The sequence below is a fragment of the Photorhabdus luminescens subsp. luminescens genome, from assembly GCF_001083805.1.
Lineage (GTDB): Bacteria > Pseudomonadota > Gammaproteobacteria > Enterobacterales > Enterobacteriaceae > Photorhabdus > Photorhabdus luminescens.
Genome location: NZ_JXSK01000003.1, coordinates 291,236 through 307,438, shown reverse-complemented (window position 1 = coordinate 307,438; position 16,203 = coordinate 291,236). Strand labels below are relative to the sequence as shown.

Annotated in this window: 30 protein-coding genes; 16 read left to right on the top strand and 14 right to left on the bottom strand. The window is 43.5% G+C overall.

The genetic code is table 11. The features are described 5' to 3' along the window. Nucleotides 1-141: 141 nt before the first annotated feature. The 6 genes from TI10_RS24960 to TI10_RS24955 all read right to left on the bottom strand — a co-directional run bounded on the left by TI10_RS24960 (nt 142) and on the right by TI10_RS24955 (nt 2,609). The gene (locus TI10_RS24960; RefSeq protein ID WP_155416473.1) at nt 142-291 is read right to left on the bottom strand and encodes a hypothetical protein; all 150 of its coding nucleotides are present in this window, start codon (nt 289-291) and stop codon (nt 142-144) included. Beyond that, nucleotides 269-859 carry a Rha family transcriptional regulator gene (locus tag TI10_RS09595; protein ID WP_244161558.1) on the bottom strand — a complete coding sequence of 197 codons (591 nt, stop codon included), beginning with the start codon at nt 857-859 and terminating at the stop codon, nt 269-271. Before TI10_RS09595 ends, TI10_RS24960 begins: the two co-directional genes overlap by 23 nt. Before the next feature lie 168 nt (nt 860-1,027). Then, complete coding sequence (locus tag TI10_RS24420) at nt 1,028-1,477, bottom strand: lysis protein (protein ID WP_049583372.1); 450 nt, start codon at nt 1,475-1,477, stop codon at nt 1,028-1,030. 97 nt (nt 1,478-1,574) lie between these two features. Beyond that, nucleotides 1,575-2,000, bottom strand: a complete 426-nt coding sequence (locus TI10_RS09585) for a lysozyme (protein WP_049583087.1) — start codon at nt 1,998-2,000, stop codon at nt 1,575-1,577. Beyond that, nucleotides 1,987-2,322, bottom strand: a complete 336-nt coding sequence (locus TI10_RS09580) for a phage holin, lambda family (protein ID WP_049583086.1) — start codon at nt 2,320-2,322, stop codon at nt 1,987-1,989. The genes TI10_RS09585 and TI10_RS09580 overlap by 14 nt, the downstream gene beginning before the upstream one ends. 110 nt (nt 2,323-2,432) lie before the next feature. Further along, complete coding sequence (locus TI10_RS24955) at nt 2,433-2,609, bottom strand: hypothetical protein (protein WP_155416472.1); 177 nt, start codon at nt 2,607-2,609, stop codon at nt 2,433-2,435. Here TI10_RS24955 and TI10_RS09575 point away from each other — a divergent pair. From TI10_RS09575 to TI10_RS09565, 3 genes are all read left to right on the top strand, one after another. Continuing rightward, nucleotides 2,608-3,279: a DUF4145 domain-containing protein gene (locus TI10_RS09575; RefSeq protein WP_049583085.1), complete on the top strand. Its 672-nt coding sequence runs from the start codon at nt 2,608-2,610 to the stop codon at nt 3,277-3,279. The two genes, TI10_RS24955 and TI10_RS09575, sit on opposite strands and share 2 nt — an antisense overlap. Before the next feature lie 192 nt (nt 3,280-3,471). Next, complete coding sequence (locus tag TI10_RS09570) at nt 3,472-3,732, top strand: type II toxin-antitoxin system RelE family toxin (protein ID WP_049583084.1); 261 nt, start codon at nt 3,472-3,474, stop codon at nt 3,730-3,732. 65 nt (nt 3,733-3,797) lie between these two features. Continuing rightward, the gene (locus TI10_RS09565; RefSeq protein ID WP_046396441.1) at nt 3,798-4,157 is read left to right on the top strand and encodes a helix-turn-helix domain-containing protein; all 360 of its coding nucleotides are present in this window, start codon (nt 3,798-3,800) and stop codon (nt 4,155-4,157) included. A 216-nt stretch (nt 4,158-4,373) separates the two neighbouring features. On the opposite strand, the gene TI10_RS09560 is transcribed toward TI10_RS09565, so the two are convergent. The 8 genes from TI10_RS09560 to TI10_RS09525 all read right to left on the bottom strand — a co-directional run bounded on the left by TI10_RS09560 (nt 4,374) and on the right by TI10_RS09525 (nt 10,333). Continuing rightward, nucleotides 4,374-5,138: an antitermination protein gene (locus tag TI10_RS09560; RefSeq protein WP_049583083.1), complete on the bottom strand. Its 765-nt coding sequence runs from the start codon at nt 5,136-5,138 to the stop codon at nt 4,374-4,376. Continuing rightward, nucleotides 5,135-5,995, bottom strand: coding sequence for a hypothetical protein (locus TI10_RS09555; RefSeq protein WP_049583370.1), 861 nt, complete (start codon nt 5,993-5,995; stop codon nt 5,135-5,137). The genes TI10_RS09560 and TI10_RS09555 overlap by 4 nt, the downstream gene beginning before the upstream one ends. A gap of 5 nt (nt 5,996-6,000) precedes the next feature. Continuing rightward, a complete protein-coding gene (locus tag TI10_RS09550) occupies nt 6,001-6,975 on the bottom strand; it encodes a DUF7146 domain-containing protein (RefSeq protein ID WP_049583082.1) in 975 nt (324 codons plus the stop codon). Continuing rightward, entirely contained in the window at nt 6,972-8,519 is a 1,548-nt protein-coding gene (locus TI10_RS09545; protein WP_049583081.1) for a DEAD/DEAH box helicase, read from the bottom strand. The genes TI10_RS09550 and TI10_RS09545 overlap by 4 nt, the downstream gene beginning before the upstream one ends. Nucleotides 8,520-8,528: 9 nt before the next feature. Then, the gene (locus TI10_RS09540) at nt 8,529-8,729 is read right to left on the bottom strand and encodes a hypothetical protein (RefSeq protein ID WP_049583080.1); all 201 of its coding nucleotides are present in this window, start codon (nt 8,727-8,729) and stop codon (nt 8,529-8,531) included. A 37-nt stretch (nt 8,730-8,766) separates the two neighbouring features. Further along, a complete protein-coding gene (locus tag TI10_RS09535; protein WP_244161557.1) occupies nt 8,767-9,510 on the bottom strand; it encodes a hypothetical protein in 744 nt (247 codons plus the stop codon). A gap of 261 nt (nt 9,511-9,771) precedes the next feature. Then, the gene (locus TI10_RS09530) at nt 9,772-10,089 is read right to left on the bottom strand and encodes a hypothetical protein (protein ID WP_049583078.1); all 318 of its coding nucleotides are present in this window, start codon (nt 10,087-10,089) and stop codon (nt 9,772-9,774) included. Beyond that, complete coding sequence (locus TI10_RS09525) at nt 10,079-10,333, bottom strand: hypothetical protein (protein ID WP_053093437.1); 255 nt, start codon at nt 10,331-10,333, stop codon at nt 10,079-10,081. Before TI10_RS09525 ends, TI10_RS09530 begins: the two co-directional genes overlap by 11 nt. A 115-nt stretch (nt 10,334-10,448) precedes the next feature. Here TI10_RS09525 and TI10_RS09520 point away from each other — a divergent pair, with 115 nt between their 5' ends. From TI10_RS09520 to TI10_RS09460, 13 genes are all read left to right on the top strand, one after another. Further along, nucleotides 10,449-11,150 carry a helix-turn-helix domain-containing protein gene (locus TI10_RS09520; protein WP_049583077.1) on the top strand — a complete coding sequence of 234 codons (702 nt, stop codon included), beginning with the start codon at nt 10,449-10,451 and terminating at the stop codon, nt 11,148-11,150. Between the two features lie 351 nt (nt 11,151-11,501). Then, entirely contained in the window at nt 11,502-11,699 is a 198-nt protein-coding gene (locus TI10_RS09515; protein WP_049583075.1) for a hypothetical protein, read from the top strand. Then, nucleotides 11,696-11,890: a hypothetical protein gene (locus TI10_RS09510; protein WP_049583074.1), complete on the top strand. Its 195-nt coding sequence runs from the start codon at nt 11,696-11,698 to the stop codon at nt 11,888-11,890. The genes TI10_RS09515 and TI10_RS09510 overlap by 4 nt, the downstream gene beginning before the upstream one ends. 3 nt (nt 11,891-11,893) lie before the next feature. Then, the gene (locus TI10_RS09505) at nt 11,894-12,208 is read left to right on the top strand and encodes a hypothetical protein (protein WP_049583073.1); all 315 of its coding nucleotides are present in this window, start codon (nt 11,894-11,896) and stop codon (nt 12,206-12,208) included. Beyond that, complete coding sequence (locus TI10_RS09500; RefSeq protein WP_049583072.1) at nt 12,196-12,627, top strand: hypothetical protein; 432 nt, start codon at nt 12,196-12,198, stop codon at nt 12,625-12,627. The genes TI10_RS09505 and TI10_RS09500 overlap by 13 nt, the downstream gene beginning before the upstream one ends. Nucleotides 12,628-12,630: 3 nt before the next feature. Further along, entirely contained in the window at nt 12,631-13,083 is a 453-nt protein-coding gene (locus TI10_RS09495; RefSeq protein ID WP_049583071.1) for a hypothetical protein, read from the top strand. A gap of 11 nt (nt 13,084-13,094) precedes the next feature. Continuing rightward, entirely contained in the window at nt 13,095-13,256 is a 162-nt protein-coding gene (locus tag TI10_RS24950) for a hypothetical protein (RefSeq protein ID WP_155416471.1), read from the top strand. A 111-nt stretch (nt 13,257-13,367) separates the two neighbouring features. Beyond that, nucleotides 13,368-13,730, top strand: coding sequence for a hypothetical protein (locus tag TI10_RS09490; RefSeq protein WP_049583070.1), 363 nt, complete (start codon nt 13,368-13,370; stop codon nt 13,728-13,730). 13 nt (nt 13,731-13,743) lie between these two features. After that, a complete protein-coding gene (locus tag TI10_RS09485; RefSeq protein WP_049583069.1) occupies nt 13,744-14,031 on the top strand; it encodes an ANR family transcriptional regulator in 288 nt (95 codons plus the stop codon). After that, entirely contained in the window at nt 14,031-14,315 is a 285-nt protein-coding gene (locus tag TI10_RS09480; protein WP_049583068.1) for a hypothetical protein, read from the top strand. The genes TI10_RS09485 and TI10_RS09480 overlap by 1 nt, the downstream gene beginning before the upstream one ends. A 2-nt stretch (nt 14,316-14,317) precedes the next feature. Next, a complete protein-coding gene (locus TI10_RS23635; RefSeq protein WP_162202250.1) occupies nt 14,318-15,052 on the top strand; it encodes a Rha family transcriptional regulator in 735 nt (244 codons plus the stop codon). A gap of 211 nt (nt 15,053-15,263) precedes the next feature. Then, on the top strand, nt 15,264-15,452 hold the full coding sequence (locus TI10_RS09465; RefSeq protein WP_049583066.1) for a hypothetical protein: 189 nt from the start codon (nt 15,264-15,266) through the stop codon (nt 15,450-15,452). A gap of 145 nt (nt 15,453-15,597) precedes the next feature. Further along, nucleotides 15,598-16,197, top strand: a complete 600-nt coding sequence (locus TI10_RS09460) for a hypothetical protein (RefSeq protein WP_049583065.1) — start codon at nt 15,598-15,600, stop codon at nt 16,195-16,197. Nucleotides 16,198-16,203: the final 6 nt, after the last annotated feature.

Sequence of the window (16,203 nt, the reverse complement as noted above, 5' to 3'; positions counted from 1 at the left end):
CTGATAAATCCCCGGCATTTTAAATACCGCTCAAGATTGAATAACTACTATCGAGCACTCTGTCAGCAGAATGCTCTGAATGAGTTACTCTTCATTGGTTAGCAACCGTAGAGATATGTCTATTGTTGATTCATGCAAATATCAAACTAAATTGTTAATGACAATAGGCTCTTTCCGCCAGTCTTTCCACTTAATCATCGTCATTTGTGTCGAATTGCTCGCTGATGAAGAAAAGCCGAGCTTAACTAACTCGGCTTGTACGTTCTTCTCAATAAATTGTTCGGGGTTCATGTGCAACCTCCTTTGCGCCTCCCCCAACCAAACCGAGAGCCATCTGACTGATATCACCGATCAGCTTTTCAGCTTTATTGAGGGTAACTAAATCATCTTGTCTTTTTCTAAGCCTGCGCCCTGCGTCAGATGAATCTTCATCAGATGCCCTTTTTGCCAGAACAAGCATGTGTTGCAGTTGCTGGATGGTAAACCCAAATCCAGATTTAACCTCAAGTTCAGTCATGTGATCGAATACTTGAGCCTGTAACTCGTAGCTGTAGCTCATTGCCATCAAACAGGATTCACGCTTTGGGAATCGATAAATATCTCTTTCAACTTCCCCACCCGTGCCATTTATGAAAGTATCAACTGAAAAAAATTTTTCACTTGCCTCCCCAAGAACTTTTGGTACTTTTTTCATAAAACTACGATGCTCAAGCTTCCTGTATTTTTTGCACGGAAAACCCATTCCCTCCGCTTCCGCCTTGGCTTTTCTTTCAGCATTGATGTAATCCACCATTTCAAGACTGGTCATTGTTGGAGCTTCGGTTACAGACGAATGTGTTTTAAAAGTTAATGCGTTCATTTGCGTATACCTTTAGAGATAAGCCTTTGCCGCATAGGAAACCAGCCCACCGAGGCTCGCCAGCCATAGCTGGTACCCTCAAAGGCTCATTTCTAAACGGTTCGGTGTGAATTGCGCTGCGGTGCGCGGTGAAATTCGGATATAAAAAGACCCAGATTGACTGGGCTGTTACTGACACTGGGTTTTGATGTAGTCCTGCAAGTACTTAGTTTGCTGCTCGTTCTCAACAATCATTCTTCGGAGATCGAAATAATCTTGTTCAACTGCCGGGTTAAGTCGTGGGGTGGCTGCATGGCCCACGCTGCCGGAGGACCTGGCTTCACCCTGACTACAGGTGGCCGCGATGCGCAACCGGCGACGACCAGCGGCAACATCATCACGAAGGCCATCAATTTCAGATTTCGCATGAGCAAGTTCCTTTGTATGCTTAATATCCAATTCATTCAACATTGTGATGTGAGAGTTTTGGTAATCGATAGCGTCTGTGAGTTGCTGGATTTCTGACTGCTGTTGCTTTGTTACATGCCGCTCTTTCTGTAATGCAGAGTGATAGTAATAAGCTGTGAGTGAAACAATAATCAGTGCAATAAGCGTGTAATACTGCGTGTTGAATTTCATAGCAGTAATACCAACAACAGAAACCATGACCAGCCAATCAATGCACACATCAGAGCAAATAATGTATCATTCATATTCATACCCTTTGTTCGGAGGCTCATGATAAAAACATCGTTTTTTCCGATGCCCTGCGAGCGTCTAGCCCCGGTAATACACGTCCACCAGCCATATTCCATCTCATGAACTCACCCGCCGCACCCTTATAATCACCAGCGTTGAGCTTCTTAAGCAAAGTAGAACGGACGAGAGCGCCAGCGCCACAATTGAAGATAAACGAGCAAAGCGCGTCAAACTGGCCCTGTGTCAGTTTCACTTTAACGTTATGCTCAATCGTGATGTAAACCGGGGCCAAATCATCAAGTAAGAACTGCTCGGCTTGGGCCTCTGTGGTTACGTTACCGGGCTTGACGCCTAACGTGTGGCCGTAGCCGATTGTCCATATTCCGCCTGGACAACGATACGCAGTTAAACTGCAACCTTCATAACTCTTCAGCGCTTTCAAACCTTTCTCACTGATTTGCATCAGATACTCCCGCTTTACGATTCAAAGTTCCACGCATTAACTGGCCGAAAAAGTCAGTTCCCAGATAACCAATAATGACACTGCCGATGTAGGCTAAGTCCGTGCTTAAATTTAGAAAGACGAGTAAGTCACGAATGAACCATGCAATTAACGCACACATCATTGCGTCAATAATTGTCTTCCAGAACTTACCTCCGTTATAGCGACCTCTGAGGTAAGCCATTGTGGCCGCCAGTGCCGCACCTAAACCTTGTTCTTTGACTGATAGCAGCCATAGCCATAGCTGCATCCAGATGTCAGGCTGCTTGTCCATGAGTTTCATATTTCCACCCCCGCTGGGGATTAGGTCCCCGTTAAACGGGCGTGAAAAGAAAAAGGCCGCGAATAGTCGTGGCCTATGCGTAGTGATAAATGGTAGATTTCATACGTATCTTATATTTTGTTTAGTCGCTTTTGCTGCTCTATAAGCTTCCCTATCATTGATAATACGATAGTACTCTTCATAGCCTCTGAGGCTGTCTGATAATAGTGGAACAGCGTAACCTCAGGACGCTTTGAATGCTGGAGCGCAATATTAATTTCATTAACTACCGGAGTTAAATTATTCATGCCAACGGTTTCCTTACAAGATGTTATATGCCCTCACTGCCTCAGGGAAAACCCTATACTTGAGTGCATGTCAGAATTTACCCTTAGTCAAAAACGATTATTAGGGATGGTTTTTTTATGCCGAAGCTGTAACGGCGTCACCGTTGCTGAGGTTGATCCAGATGAAAATACAGTCAGAGGCGGCGGGTACCTGTTACGCGCAGGTAACTACAATATGGATATTGTTTTTTCCCCGAACGATGACACCTATGGAGAGGTTGTAAACACATACCCAGAACCTAATATCCCTCTTGCTCCAGAGCATGTTCCGCCGAATATTTCAAATGTCTATTTTGAAGCGAAAGATAATTTCATGCGGAGAAGATTCTCTACATCTGTCATGCTTGCAAGGAAGGCATTGGATATTTCAACTAAAGTTCTAGGTGTTGCCGATGGCATAAACGCCAATAATCTTTCGGCGCAAATCTTTAAGCTTAAAGATAGCGGCAAAATAACGAACGAGATGGCTCAATGGGCAAAAATCATCAGACTAGATGGAAATGCTTCTGTGCACTCAGATGAAGAGTTCAGTGAGTCCGAAACGAGAGAGCTTCTTAATTTTGTGGAAACATTTTTACTTTACGCATTCACATTGCCAGCTATGGTTGCCGCCAATAAGCACACATCATAATAATCACCCAATCAGCGAATAAAGCCCGGATTCAGTTCCGGGTGATCAGCGTCGTATAAAGTAAAAAGGCCACGCATTGCGCAGCCCTGAAAATAATATCGTATTTTAATCGCATTTTATTGACAGAATGCGATTAAAATCGTATTATCTAATCATCCCAAACGGATAGGCTCTTTAACAAATGAGGAAACGATGGTTACGGTTCAATGGACGAGGAAGGCACGAAAACAGTTGCTTTCAATCGATACCCGATACCGAAAAGCTATCAATGAGAAGGTTAACCAACTTGAAACTTTCCCCGCAGTGACGTTGGACATCAAGAAGCTTCATGACCTTGATAGCCAATACAGACTACGGGTTGGTGAATACAGGATAATCTTTGAAATCACTGACGGCGAGCCGGTCATCTGCTCGATAATGGCAGTCAAACGGAGAACATCGACAACGTACTAGGCGGGGCAACCCGCCATTTCCTCATTATTAAATTCACCGCGACTCTTGGCCACACGGATGAATACATGAAAATGCAATACATAAATGATGAAGCAGGAAAACCTCAATATGTTGTTCTGCCAGTAGCTGAATATGAAAAACTTCTCAGCACAAAGGAAGATTGGGAGGATGTGCCATACACGCCGTCAAAATATGATGATGTGACCGTGCCTAACGGCGTCGTGTCCATTATGGTTGATCAGGATGTTTCTATTCTGGCAGCCTGGCGCATCTATCGTGGGCTGTCTCAGCATGAGGTAGCTGAAAAACTCAACACGGCTCAATCAACCGTGTCTCAGTGGGAGGCTTCAGATCGACCACAGAAGCGCACACGAGAAAAACTGGCCGCACTATACAACTGCACTCCAGAACAGCTAATTCCATAATCCAACGGCCCCGCTCAGGGGTCGTTTACTTTGGCCGAAAGACAAAAAGCCATGCTATGCACAGCCATCTAGTTGTAAACCTTGAGTTTGCTACTGGTAGAAATAGAAAAACCCGCACCTAGGCGGGTCTGAATATTCGTTAGTGAGCATAGCTACAATTCCCCACTATTTGGAGAGATTACGCCAAGTTTATGCAAAACGCAAGCCCTCTCTTTTTTATCGCGTTACTTTGCTAAATTCAGATGCAGCTCTGCTTTCCTCGATATCACATTTCGCCACCAGCTTTTCATAGAATGGCTTCCAATTACGTGACCAGCTTGATTGGGTTAGCTCTGGCAGGAGAGCCTTAATTGCTGTATATGCGACTGAGGATGGCACCCGGCTATAACCACGACCAGAACAGCGCTCACAGATTTTAATCACTGGCGCACCCGTGGCTTTGGTTGCTTCACGATCAACGACTTTCCCGGTACCATTACAACGGCAACGACTGGATACAATCCCTTTGCCGTTACAAGGAGAGCAAAGTTCATCTACACGCTCAGTTTCTACGCGTTGCTCTATCACATCCTTATATCCCGCATACTTAATCACATCACGCTGAACGGATATTAGCCCACGCCCATTGCAGTGTGAGCATGTGCTGGTTGTGGCGGCTGACCGGGAATATTCCTCAAAGGCTATTTTCGCTAAAATCACCAAGCATTTTCCTAACTGGCGCCCACTCGCTTTGGTAATAAGTTTGGGTACCTGACGTCTGGCATACAAAGTCAGTTGCTCAACGGTTCGTATGGTATCTTCATTGCTGACGCCGTGTTTGCCGAAGAACGCCGCCATTCCAAATTCAGCCTTAGACTCGGCCATGCCTAATGCCGCCATGATATCAGTACCGGTGATCCGGTCTGTTGACGTGCATTTAGACGAATGATTGATTGCCAGTCCTTTCGGGCTGAAATGTTTTAGTGCTGATTCTAATTTCATGCGGCACATTCCCCCACCAGATTCAGGATAATCTTGTCGGTCAGTTCTGAGCGGTCATGGAATCGCTCTTCGGACAGTACCCACTTACAAACGTCTATCGCTTCCTGACGGTTCATAGCCGGGATGACTGCCAAACGCCCCTCAAGATAATCTTCCCGGTCATAGATATAATTTCTCTCATCAATGCCGTATCCACCGGGATCAAGTTCTTTAGCCGCCACATTGCGCATCTGATACAACCAATCCCAATAAAGGAACTCACGAATAACATCAGACAAGGTATGCGGCTCTGGGAGTTGTTCAGTGAAACCCTTGGCCGTCGCCTTGCGTAATTTATCCGTTTCATTAACGCGATCACCATACATACACCCCTCTGCTTGCTCTTTCTCGTTCCAGTAGTAGAAAGGTTCATAAATTTCTGCCAGCTCCCCCACCAGCATTAATTTTTCTGGTTCGGTCAGTTCCAGCGCAGCCTCATAGCTTGCAAAAGAAGCCCTGACCTTAACCGCCTCCTTGATCTGCTCTTTCGCCCGGTCAATATAGCCTTGTGGGTTGTCCATACTTATCGTGCCAAACGCAATCTGAAAGGCATGCACTCCTGACTTCATCAGGTAATCGGAATATTTTTTCTGTGCCTCTTTCGGGGTGATTTTTAGTTTCTTCAACGCTTCCTCGGCGGCGTCAAGATGTGCGGACTCGTTGGTTTTAATAACTTCCAATACCCACAGGTAAGCATCCACCTGTTTGTTTCCGGTAATCTTGCGCTGAACCGGTAACGGTTTCACAGTTGCCAGTGCCGTACTGTAGCTTGGTTCAGGAATGGCAAATAGCGTTTTATGTTTTAAGTTATCAGTCATCTTCATTATTCCGCCCACTTCTTAAAAGACAGTTCACGCACTTCATCACCGTTAACAAGTACGTCATTGAAATCACCATGATCAGGCCAGCGAATACTGACCGTTTCTAAATCGTTTTTGGCAATGAGATTGCCTCTGGCACACTCAAAAGCGGCCGCGTGTCCGGTCGCTGAATACAGGTCCATATCAGCGAAAATAATTAAGTGTTTAACCCCTCTCGGTACCCGGAATTTCCCCATAAATCCCGCATTCATAGTCGGCCAGGTGTTGCAACCGTATATCTGTTTGCATGAGAGAGCGGTTTCTATGCCTTCTGTGATCCCCAGCGTTGATGAAACGGGAAACATGCGGATAGCCACAGAGCCGGTGTGCTTTAAATAATCATCAGACTGTAGGGAATACGTTTTTTTGGCGATATCCATATTGGCTTTTTTATCACCCTCTAATAGCGTCCGGTGCAGGTAACAAAGCGCACCTCTATCATCCGTCGCCAGAGAATACATGGCCTGAAACGCTTTCATTCCTACGGGTTGATGATGGCAATACCTGATTTGTTCGACGGGTAAACAGTGAATCCCCCGGTTGCGTAAATAACTTTCGGCTGACGTTCCGCGCAGATTCACCAGCGTGGCATACTTCCTAATCACCCTGTCACGAAATAGTGACCGGTCATCTTTATTGATGGAGTCTTGAGCGCTTTCGGGCTGATAGGCATACGTATTGCCAATAATTTCATCCACTTCTTTTGCGAGCGTTCCGAAGTCTTTTTTTTGCGTCAGTGAAAGTAATTTCCAGCCGTCACCGGTATTACAGACACAAATAAAAGTTCCTCGTCCATCTTGATCATCACAACGATACTTACCTTTCTGTCCGCAAATAGGACACTTGCCTTTGTAGTGCTTTTTCCCTGTGATGGGGGGCAAACCGTAATGCTCAAAAACTATCGACCATTTTCCGATAACGGCATCCGTTGTTTTCATAAACTACCTCCCTGCGTGGCTGAACTGAGTTGTTTTTTCTCCTGGCTTTTTGCATAAGCAATCAGTTTCCATTTGATGAAGTTGTTCACTTCTGGCGTGATCTCTACCGGGTGGTCGTTTAAGCCATTGGGGTACTCACTGAATTTGTCTCTAAAGGTATGGGCACACCAGCCATCAGAAATGGGCTTCCCTTGGTTGGCTCGCTGGCGCTGGTAATACTTGATTTGGGACCACCAGCTTTGACGTTCTGCCTTGCTGTAAACTCGGTCCTTACCACTAAGTTTTTTCAGCCCACGCGAGCGATCCACTTCCACATCTTCACCGCTTAAGGGCTTAAATCCACACTTGGGGCAAACATAGACGCCTGCCGGCTTCATAAAGTGGCAATTGGGGCATTCTTTCGGGAGTTTTTCAGCTTTGTCGCTGTCAGTGCGACGAGAGGCCTCTTTCATCCCGTCGTTTTTGGATGGCAGCTCGTCATATTCGATATCATCCGGGTAACCGAGGCGGTGAACCGTGCCGGAGTGATCGAAGATAAGACAGGTTTCTTTACCGGGCGCAGTCCTTAAGCCTCTGCCAAGGCATTGGGTCCATCTAATCTCTGATTTAGTCGGGCGGGCGTAGATAATGCACCGGACGTCACTGTCAAATCCCGCTATCAGCGTACTAACACTCACCAGGATCTTTGTTGCGCCCTGTTCAAACCGATGGATGATGATTTGTCTTTCTTCCGGGGGTGTCTCAGCAATGATGACCTCGGCATTGACACCGGCTTTGTTAAATTCAACCGTGATAAAATTGGCGTGGGCCACGTTGACGCAAAAGCAAATCGTGGGTTCATCATTACCATTCACCAGCCAATTTTTGACGATATCGCCCACCAGCGTTGAATCCCCCATGATTTCGGCTAGCTGGTCCTCTTTGTAATCCTGCCCAAAGTCATCACTGGAAGTTACTTTTACGCCTTTCAGGTCCGGCTTGGTGGGGGCATAAAATTCATAGGAACTGAGTTCGCCTTTAGCGATAAGCTCTTTCATTGTTGTGGGTTTCAAGAGCTGTTGATAGTAGTTTCCCAGAAAGGGGGAAAACGGCGTTCCTGACAGGCCAATCACTTTTACACCGGTGTTCTCTGCCAGATACTGAATGACTTCAAGCAACTTTTTACGGCGTAAATGGGCTTCGTCAATGATCAACAGATCGATGTTGTCCGGGAAGTCACGGCGGATTAACGTGTCAGCCGAGGCAATTTGAATCAGTCTGTCCGGGTCGTGAGGCTGGTAATCCCGCCACACGTAGCCAATTTCTTCTTCCGGCAGTCCGTACTGAATAAACCGGGTGGCAGTCTGACGAACCAGAGTCAGGTAAGGCGCGACAAACATCACCCGCATACCGCGAGAAACAAATCCGTCTGTGATGAATGCCGATAAGCCTGTTTTACCGCTGCCTGTGGGCGCATACACCATGAAGGTACTGTGTTGTTTCCAGTTCTGACGCAACATGGACAAAGCGCGGCTCTGGGTCGTATTGGGTGTTATCGTCAACATGAATACCCCTTATTTACGCAATAATGCCGTCTTGTGGTGTTCGATAGCAGACGAAGAAGCCGTATTCACCCTTCGCAATAGGCTTTCGGCCTCAAGATTTCGACCCTCCCTAATCAGCGTGATAGCAACATCAATCAATTGCTGAGTGCCGCATAAGGTTGCGAATAAGTCGGTATTAGTGACATAATCTCTTTGAGATGTGATGTTCATTATTTCGTCTCCTTTGCAAGAACCGGTGTATGGCTCGCTAAAGTTCCACCGGTTTCTTGCTTCCTTTGATTTTCAGTTCTTTTTTCCATTCATTGATAATCCGCTTACTGTCCTCAGCATGCTCACGTGCAGGCATATCGTTGTATTGGCGCTCATAGTCAATTTGGTGGAAATAGGGATTAACGATGACAGGCGCAACGATACCCACCGCACGTTTGACGTCTTCGTCAGTCGGTACCCGGTCAAGGTATTTTTTGAAGGTTAATTCGCCGGTATCCACCAGATGGTCAGTGATTTTTTTCAGTTGCTTAACGGCGCGAAATACCCCCTTCACGCTGTCGTTATTCGCTGATGGCATGACTTCACCCTCAAACATCTCCCCGTCAATGAACAACGGAATGCTGTCGATAAATGCGTCACGGCAGAGGAATTTATTCACCTCGGCTGTCGTGATAATCGGATAGGCTTTAACTAACCCGAACAGCGTTACCGCCATTGGTTCATCATGCCATGAGCTTTTGCCTTTTCCGTTTCGGATAGCGGCAATCAATGCGTCCTGATGCTTGAGACTCAGCAGGTCATAATCACCCACCACGAGGTAGTGAGTGCTCAGCGCTTCCAGATCCACTGGCTTTGCATGGCTGTTGTGGGGCTTATGAGGTTTGTGGGGTTTATGTGTTTTCCGGGCTGGCGCATTGGCCTTGACCATCGCGGCGGCCTCAGACTCTGACATGCCAGCAGCGACTAATTCAGCAATGGCCCGTGCAGGCTTCCAGCTCACAAGAGCACGATGTTTTTGGATGATCTTTTCTGCTTTTTCGTTTTTGATAATCATTCTCATTTGTCCTAAAAAAAATAAGGGGGTACTTATTTAATACTTTTTCCTGACTGCCACTTTTTTGGGTTTTTTTGAGGTTTTTTACCCACTTTGATAATCATTCTCATTTGGCTGTTTTTTCATGGCTAGCCCTAGTGATCCCCTCACCACCGATCCCACAGCCAGAAGACACAGCCTTTTCCGTACTGCCTGATACCACTGTGATCATCCTGCCACCTCCGATTGGGGCTGGTTCTCTGGCCGTGCTTTCGGTGCCCTAAGCGGCTTCTCGGTATAACCCTGACTCGCTCTTGCATATTTCCTGACAAACTCCCTGAGCCTGATGTTTGCCGCCCGCCTCGCTGCGTTATCTTTCCGATATGAAACCGGTTCTTCATCCCATGCGATTTGATAAACCTCGGCATACTTAACCGTGATTTTTGCCCGTGTAGCCGGATCAAGATTCAGTAACATCTCCTGTATCCACTTGCCGTCATCAGGAAAATATTGAGATGGCATTGATACTTGAACGTTAGGAAACATGTTCATCTTCCGATAGCGGAAATACTTTAGGCAGATCAAAATGCACGAAGTTATTTTTCAGCGGTTCATGTATATACGGGACATCAGGATTGATATGACATAGGATTGCTACATCATCCGGTACACCGCGTTTTTTCCATTTACCAACACCTTGACTGCTTCTGGGCTTACCTTTTTTTGGGAATGCGTGACCGATAGCTGCATTTGTTTTATAAATATTTTTTAATATTTCATATAATGTCATCTCAACCACCCGAAATGTAACTATAGTATCAAATTAATCTATCATGTAGACTCCAAAGTATCAAATTAAAATGCTACTTTAGTTTCCATCGATTTATGACAGAAGGGGGGGGTATATGAACGATTTTGCAGAGAGATTGATTAAAAGCAGAAAGAAAGCCAAGTTAACCCAACAGGAGTTGGCAGAAAAAGCAAAAGTAACAAGGGTAGCAATAAGTAAAGCTGAACAAGGTTTAACAAAAACATTTAATGCAAATACGTTATTTAAAATAGCTAAAGTGTTAAAAGTAGATCCAATTTGGTTACAAACAGGAAAAGACTTTCAGTATGATTTAGGTGAGCCAACAATACACTCAACTATAAATAACGCCGATTTATCACGAGAAAATATATACTCAGCAAGGCAACCAGAATACAGATATAAATACCCAAAAATCAACTGGGTGCAAGCTGGTTCCTTTGCTCGTAGTGGTGATGATTACAGTGTGTTTGATATAGAAAACTGGCACGACTCAATAAAATATGCGGGAGAAAAGGGGTATTGGCTAGACGTTAAAGGAGACTCCATGACTTCCCCTTCCGGCATTACTTTCCCTGAAGGTATGAGCATATTAATTAATCCAGAAAAAGATCCATACCCAGGGTGCTATGTTATAGCTGAAGTGAAAAAAACCAACGAAGTAACATTCAAAAAATATGTTGTAGATATAGGAAGGGAATATCTCAAGCCTTTAAATCCAAGCTATCACATGATAAAGATGGACAACAGCATAGAAATTATTGGTGTTGTGGTAGATGCTAGATGGGATATTTTTTAGTTAAAAAACAATAGTAGCCGGCGAAAGCCGGTTTTTTTTACTTCTAATGGAATCTAAAGTATCAAAAACACTTGACACAAAAAGATACTATAGTTACATTCATTGTGGAAACCAAAGTATCATTAAATATCTCATGATAGAAAAAGCTACGGCGGTCTACCTAAGAGTAAGAGTAAATTATGAAAATTTTTATTTTTGCAGAGACAAAACATTCTAACTTTGAACAGAAATCACTTGTTAAAGTTAAATGTGCGGATAGAAATTATCAGCAAGATAAAAATTGGCTATAAAAATTATTAGCTGGATATTCCATCATATGGATAGGTCAAATTAATAATAACGAGGTACGCAATGCGTAAACCAATTACTTTAGACGATGCAAAATACCGCCCTGGTTTAGCTATATCGCTCTATGAAGTCATTATAGATATTGCTGCTAAAGAAGAGTGTTCAAGTACCCTAACCGATCTAATTGCTCTTGCGTGTGATATTAACCATGAAATTAATCGCTCCCTTAAAGAGGCTTTAAATAGCGGAGGTGAAGAGTGAATAGCAAAACTACAGAAGAGTTGCGCAATCGTCCTTACATTAATTTGGCGGCAGAAGATGCACTCGGAAAAATAGAAGCATTAGCAGCGGCAGCAGGTTACCTGACCAGAAATAAAGAAGAGGAAATGCTGAGCCGTGAAATTATAGATGTTATTCATTCAGTTGCCAGTGAAGCACTAAAAACGAGGTGAAACATGCTTAATACAACATTGTTTTCACCACGGGCTGTCAATGTAACTCCAGCTAAAATTATTTGGGAAAGCTACATTGCACTCCATGATCAATTTGTTGCCGTGGTTAATAGCCAGCCAAATCTTGCTGACAATGATAATTTCTTTAATGAATTAGTTAAGCTTAAAGATATTTACGATGAACTTGATACCTCATCGAAAAACAAAGGCAGGCCGGACAGTCTTTTACTATTGGAAGTAATTAAACAACTTACCAATTTAATTGACATTGCGAGCATAACAACAATAAATAAAGAGAGGCGATTATGTTTGATTTAGAGACCGCTATGTTTGATTTAGAGACCTCTTTCTCACATACAGAGGTAAAGACAAAGCAGATAGAGGCCCTTCTCCACATATGGCAAGAATCATATAAGAAAGAATGTGATGAATCTTATGCCATCGGTGCAATACAAGATCTGGTTTTTGGACTGCTAAAAGAAATAGAAGCAATGGAGAAACAGATAAAAAAGATTAAAGGCAAAAAGGAACCTGAAATAACAAACAATCAAATTAATGTCAGCAAAATAAAGTTTAAAGATTTATTAGATAAATCTGAACACCTTGAAGCATTAATGGTGCCCGTCAGTAAAGCTGTTACTGATAAAGCCGATACAGGCACAGCAACATTAACAGATCTTGCTCACAAACTAGCAAACGATCTTGCACAAGAAATAAGAATATTGGAAGGAGCTTAAATTATGAAACTGGAGAAAATCGATTATTCCCGCTTTGATACCGATGAGCTTATTAGTGATAATGGTATTGATGATGCATTCAGCATACATGAGCTACCCGTCTATGTTGTTAGTCGTCATGGACGTTCTTACAGACGCTTTAGTCGTAGTAATGCCATTAATAAATTGGCGCATATTATGACGCAGAAAGTATTTAGCCGGGCCGGACGAGATACCAACTACCCAGCCCGACCAATAATTGGCGAAAACAATGTAGTGAACTGGACAGTAGGAGAATTACTACCTGAGTATATCCAGTGTCATAAAAGAGCGGTCAGGCGAATAAGATTATTGCTTAAGCGTAGAAAGGAAATAGAGGTATTGCGCAGAAAATACATTGGCGCTTTCGTTGAAGCCGAACGATTAAAAAAAGAATTTATTAATGCCGCTGCCAAAAATAGGCAAGCCATATCTTAGGAGTTGTAAAAATGTACGAAGTTGAAATTATCTATCTCTCAATTAACAGTCAAGCGACAACACTCTGGGTTGAAGCCGATAATGACAATGAAGCAAAATGCGAAGTCGAATTATTAAAAGGTATATTTGATGAAGTTAATGTTGAATTCAGATTGACGGGGGTAAAAAAATAACATCTAAAAATAACAACCGTGCATGCTGAATTAACAATGCAATAATCAGTTAACTTTTAATTACAGCTTAATGGCTGAGGATGGTCTCAGCCTAAAAACAGGATTGTATTTATGAGTAATCAAACATTAATTGAACGTTACAGAAATCGTTTAATCGCGGCAAAACTCGATGCAATGGTGAAAAAGACCAACAGTCATTGCATTGCTGTTAGTCTTCATGATGGTTCTATGTGTACTGTTGAATTATCAGAGGAGATATTAAAGAAAGCTTTACATGTGTTTTTTGAAGCGCCTGTTTATGACGAATATAAGCGAGAGAAAGCTGATAACTATATTTTAAATAGCTATACCGATTATCTGTCAAAACACTGGAAGTTAACAAAGGAAGGCGATGACTTTATGAGTGCGCTTATTAAGTTAATTGCAGAAAGGGCTAAACACGGTGGATTTTCACCAGAATATACCTTTCAGTAAATAAGGACTCACAGTGAATATTACCCATTTTAATTTCTCACAGAGAGCTATTCAAAGTGAGAAAGATGAAAAATATGAAATTGCGGCAGCTCTCTGGAATAAAGTCGCTGAACATGCAAAGCACCAAGTTAACCGTGAATGGGCTGAATATCGCGTTGAACTGAATTTAAAACGTCATTCATTACAAGAGCGTTATGAACAATGGCAAGCAGATAACAAACAACGTCGCAAAAAAGAGAGAGAAGCGAAACAACTCGCTGATGCTCTAAAGGCTCACATTAATAAAGTGGAGGGATTGTAATGGGCTGTCAAAACAAACCCCATACAGCCGGTGTGACTTCTGTCAGTCGGGAATCCAGAGTAACCCACAATCGCAGACAGGCACGCAAATTAACACCGGAAGAGTTCCTGTCACTGGATGCAGTGAAAGAGTACCTCGCAATTTATCCCGATAGTGTCAGGCGTGATCCCGACACTGATGAAATCTGGTTAAACAAAACGCTAATGATTATGTACCTGGACCTGTGCCAAGAAAAGAAATTCAAGAAAGCCTTACTTAAGGCAATGAAAAAGCAAGGGGTATGAAAATGACCAATGTAACCACCACCAGCAATCAGCCAATGATGAGCAGCCGTGAAATTGCTGAGCTAACAGACAAGCGTCACGATAACGTTATTCGTGACATCCGGGAAATTCTGAAAGCCGTTTATAGCATTGAATTTGATTCCTCATTTTTGAGGAATCATAGAAATCAACAAGTTATGTTTACTTCGGGGATTACTGTTGTTATTGATGAGCGTGGCTTTATCAGTGAAATTCTCCTTGATCGCCGGAATACCGAAATCCTGATCACCGGATATGACGTAAGACGTCGGGCCGCCATCATTGATCGCTGGTTTGCTCTGGAGTCTGGCGCCACAAAACCAAAATCCCAGGCTGAACTTAACCTCGCTTACGCCTTAGCGCAAGTGGAACAGGAACGCCGCCTTAACCAGGTTGAAGAAAAAGTTGAACAGGTTCATGAAACCATTGAGCAAATCAAGCAAGGCGCTATTCCCACGGGCTGGATTGGGTTCTCTCTGGCTGCGACTGAATCAGGATTGACCAATGCCAAGTGCCGTACCTTAGCTGAACAGTACAACGTACCAACGGACAGCATTACTATCATGACACCAGACGGACAACCTCGTCCGATGAAAATCGTATTTAAAGAGGACTTCATGAACGCTTTCCGTCTGATGATGGGTGAAGCCGAACAACGTAAATCCAAATGGTATCACCCAAAAATGGGCTTATTTCAGGTTATCGGATGGGAGGATTAATCATGGAAGCTTTATTTCTTATACTGCTTTTACCGGTCATAGTTTTTTTTCATTACCGCAACTTATGGGTATATCAAGTCAGAAAGCGCGTACTATCTGAACTTGGATTAAAAACATATAAACAGCTTGCTTCATACAATGTGATGGTATTTAAGTTCTGGATATGGAATTGGCACCGTTTTTTATCTTCTGATAAAAGGAGGGGTGAATAATGGCGGCACGATTAGAAATTATTATCTCGTTTGATGAAGACTTAAATAAATGCCATGTTGAATATACAACAGGAGAAAGTTTGGACATTGTAAATGAGGAAAAAGAAGTCATTATCCAGCTAAGGAATAAATTACTCTGTTCGATGGAAAATGAATTAGCTAGAGGTATTCGGCATTACCTTCATTAAATAATATGACATTTAATTATTCACAATCAATTGGCATAAATAGGCTTAACGTGTTTACGCCAAATATAAGGAAACAGAAATGAAAAACGAAAGGGTATCACCCCAAAATGGGACTGTTTCAGGTTATAGAATGGGAAGATAAATAATGAACAAATATCACCCCGAAACATCATTTGATTACGGCAAATATGGCGTCATTGTCATCACTGAGGCAGCGAACAGCAAAACCATGAGCTATGCGGAGGCATTGGTATCGTTGGACGCGGGTCAATATGACCATGATTTATTACTGGGCTTTGAATTGATAGCAGCTATTTCTCAGGGCTGGAAAGCAGGCTTCCATGCGCCGACCAGCGATCAACGGTTGATGTTGTGGCGGTGGATTGTGTCAGCCTCGTTTGTGCGAGAGCAAATAGACAGAAACGGTACTCGTGAAGTTGATAACGACAAAGGCGGCACCGATACCGCGGCGATTTACGTTAATGGTGTATCTGCAATCACGGTCTACCCATTAGTAGAGCGCGTGATGTTAGCAACCCATATTGAGGGGTTCGCCTTTGAGCGGTCCGGTAGCGAAGACGGGGCGGATATGGCGGTCAGAATGTACATGGATTTTATCAATATGCAGCCAGAGAACGGCAATTGGCTATCTGAGAAAGGGCGCGAGGGGCTTTCTATCTTGCATGATGAATTAATCAAATCGGCAGAGTCTGGCGAGTTTGACTCTATGCCCGTCTTTCATTGACAGGAG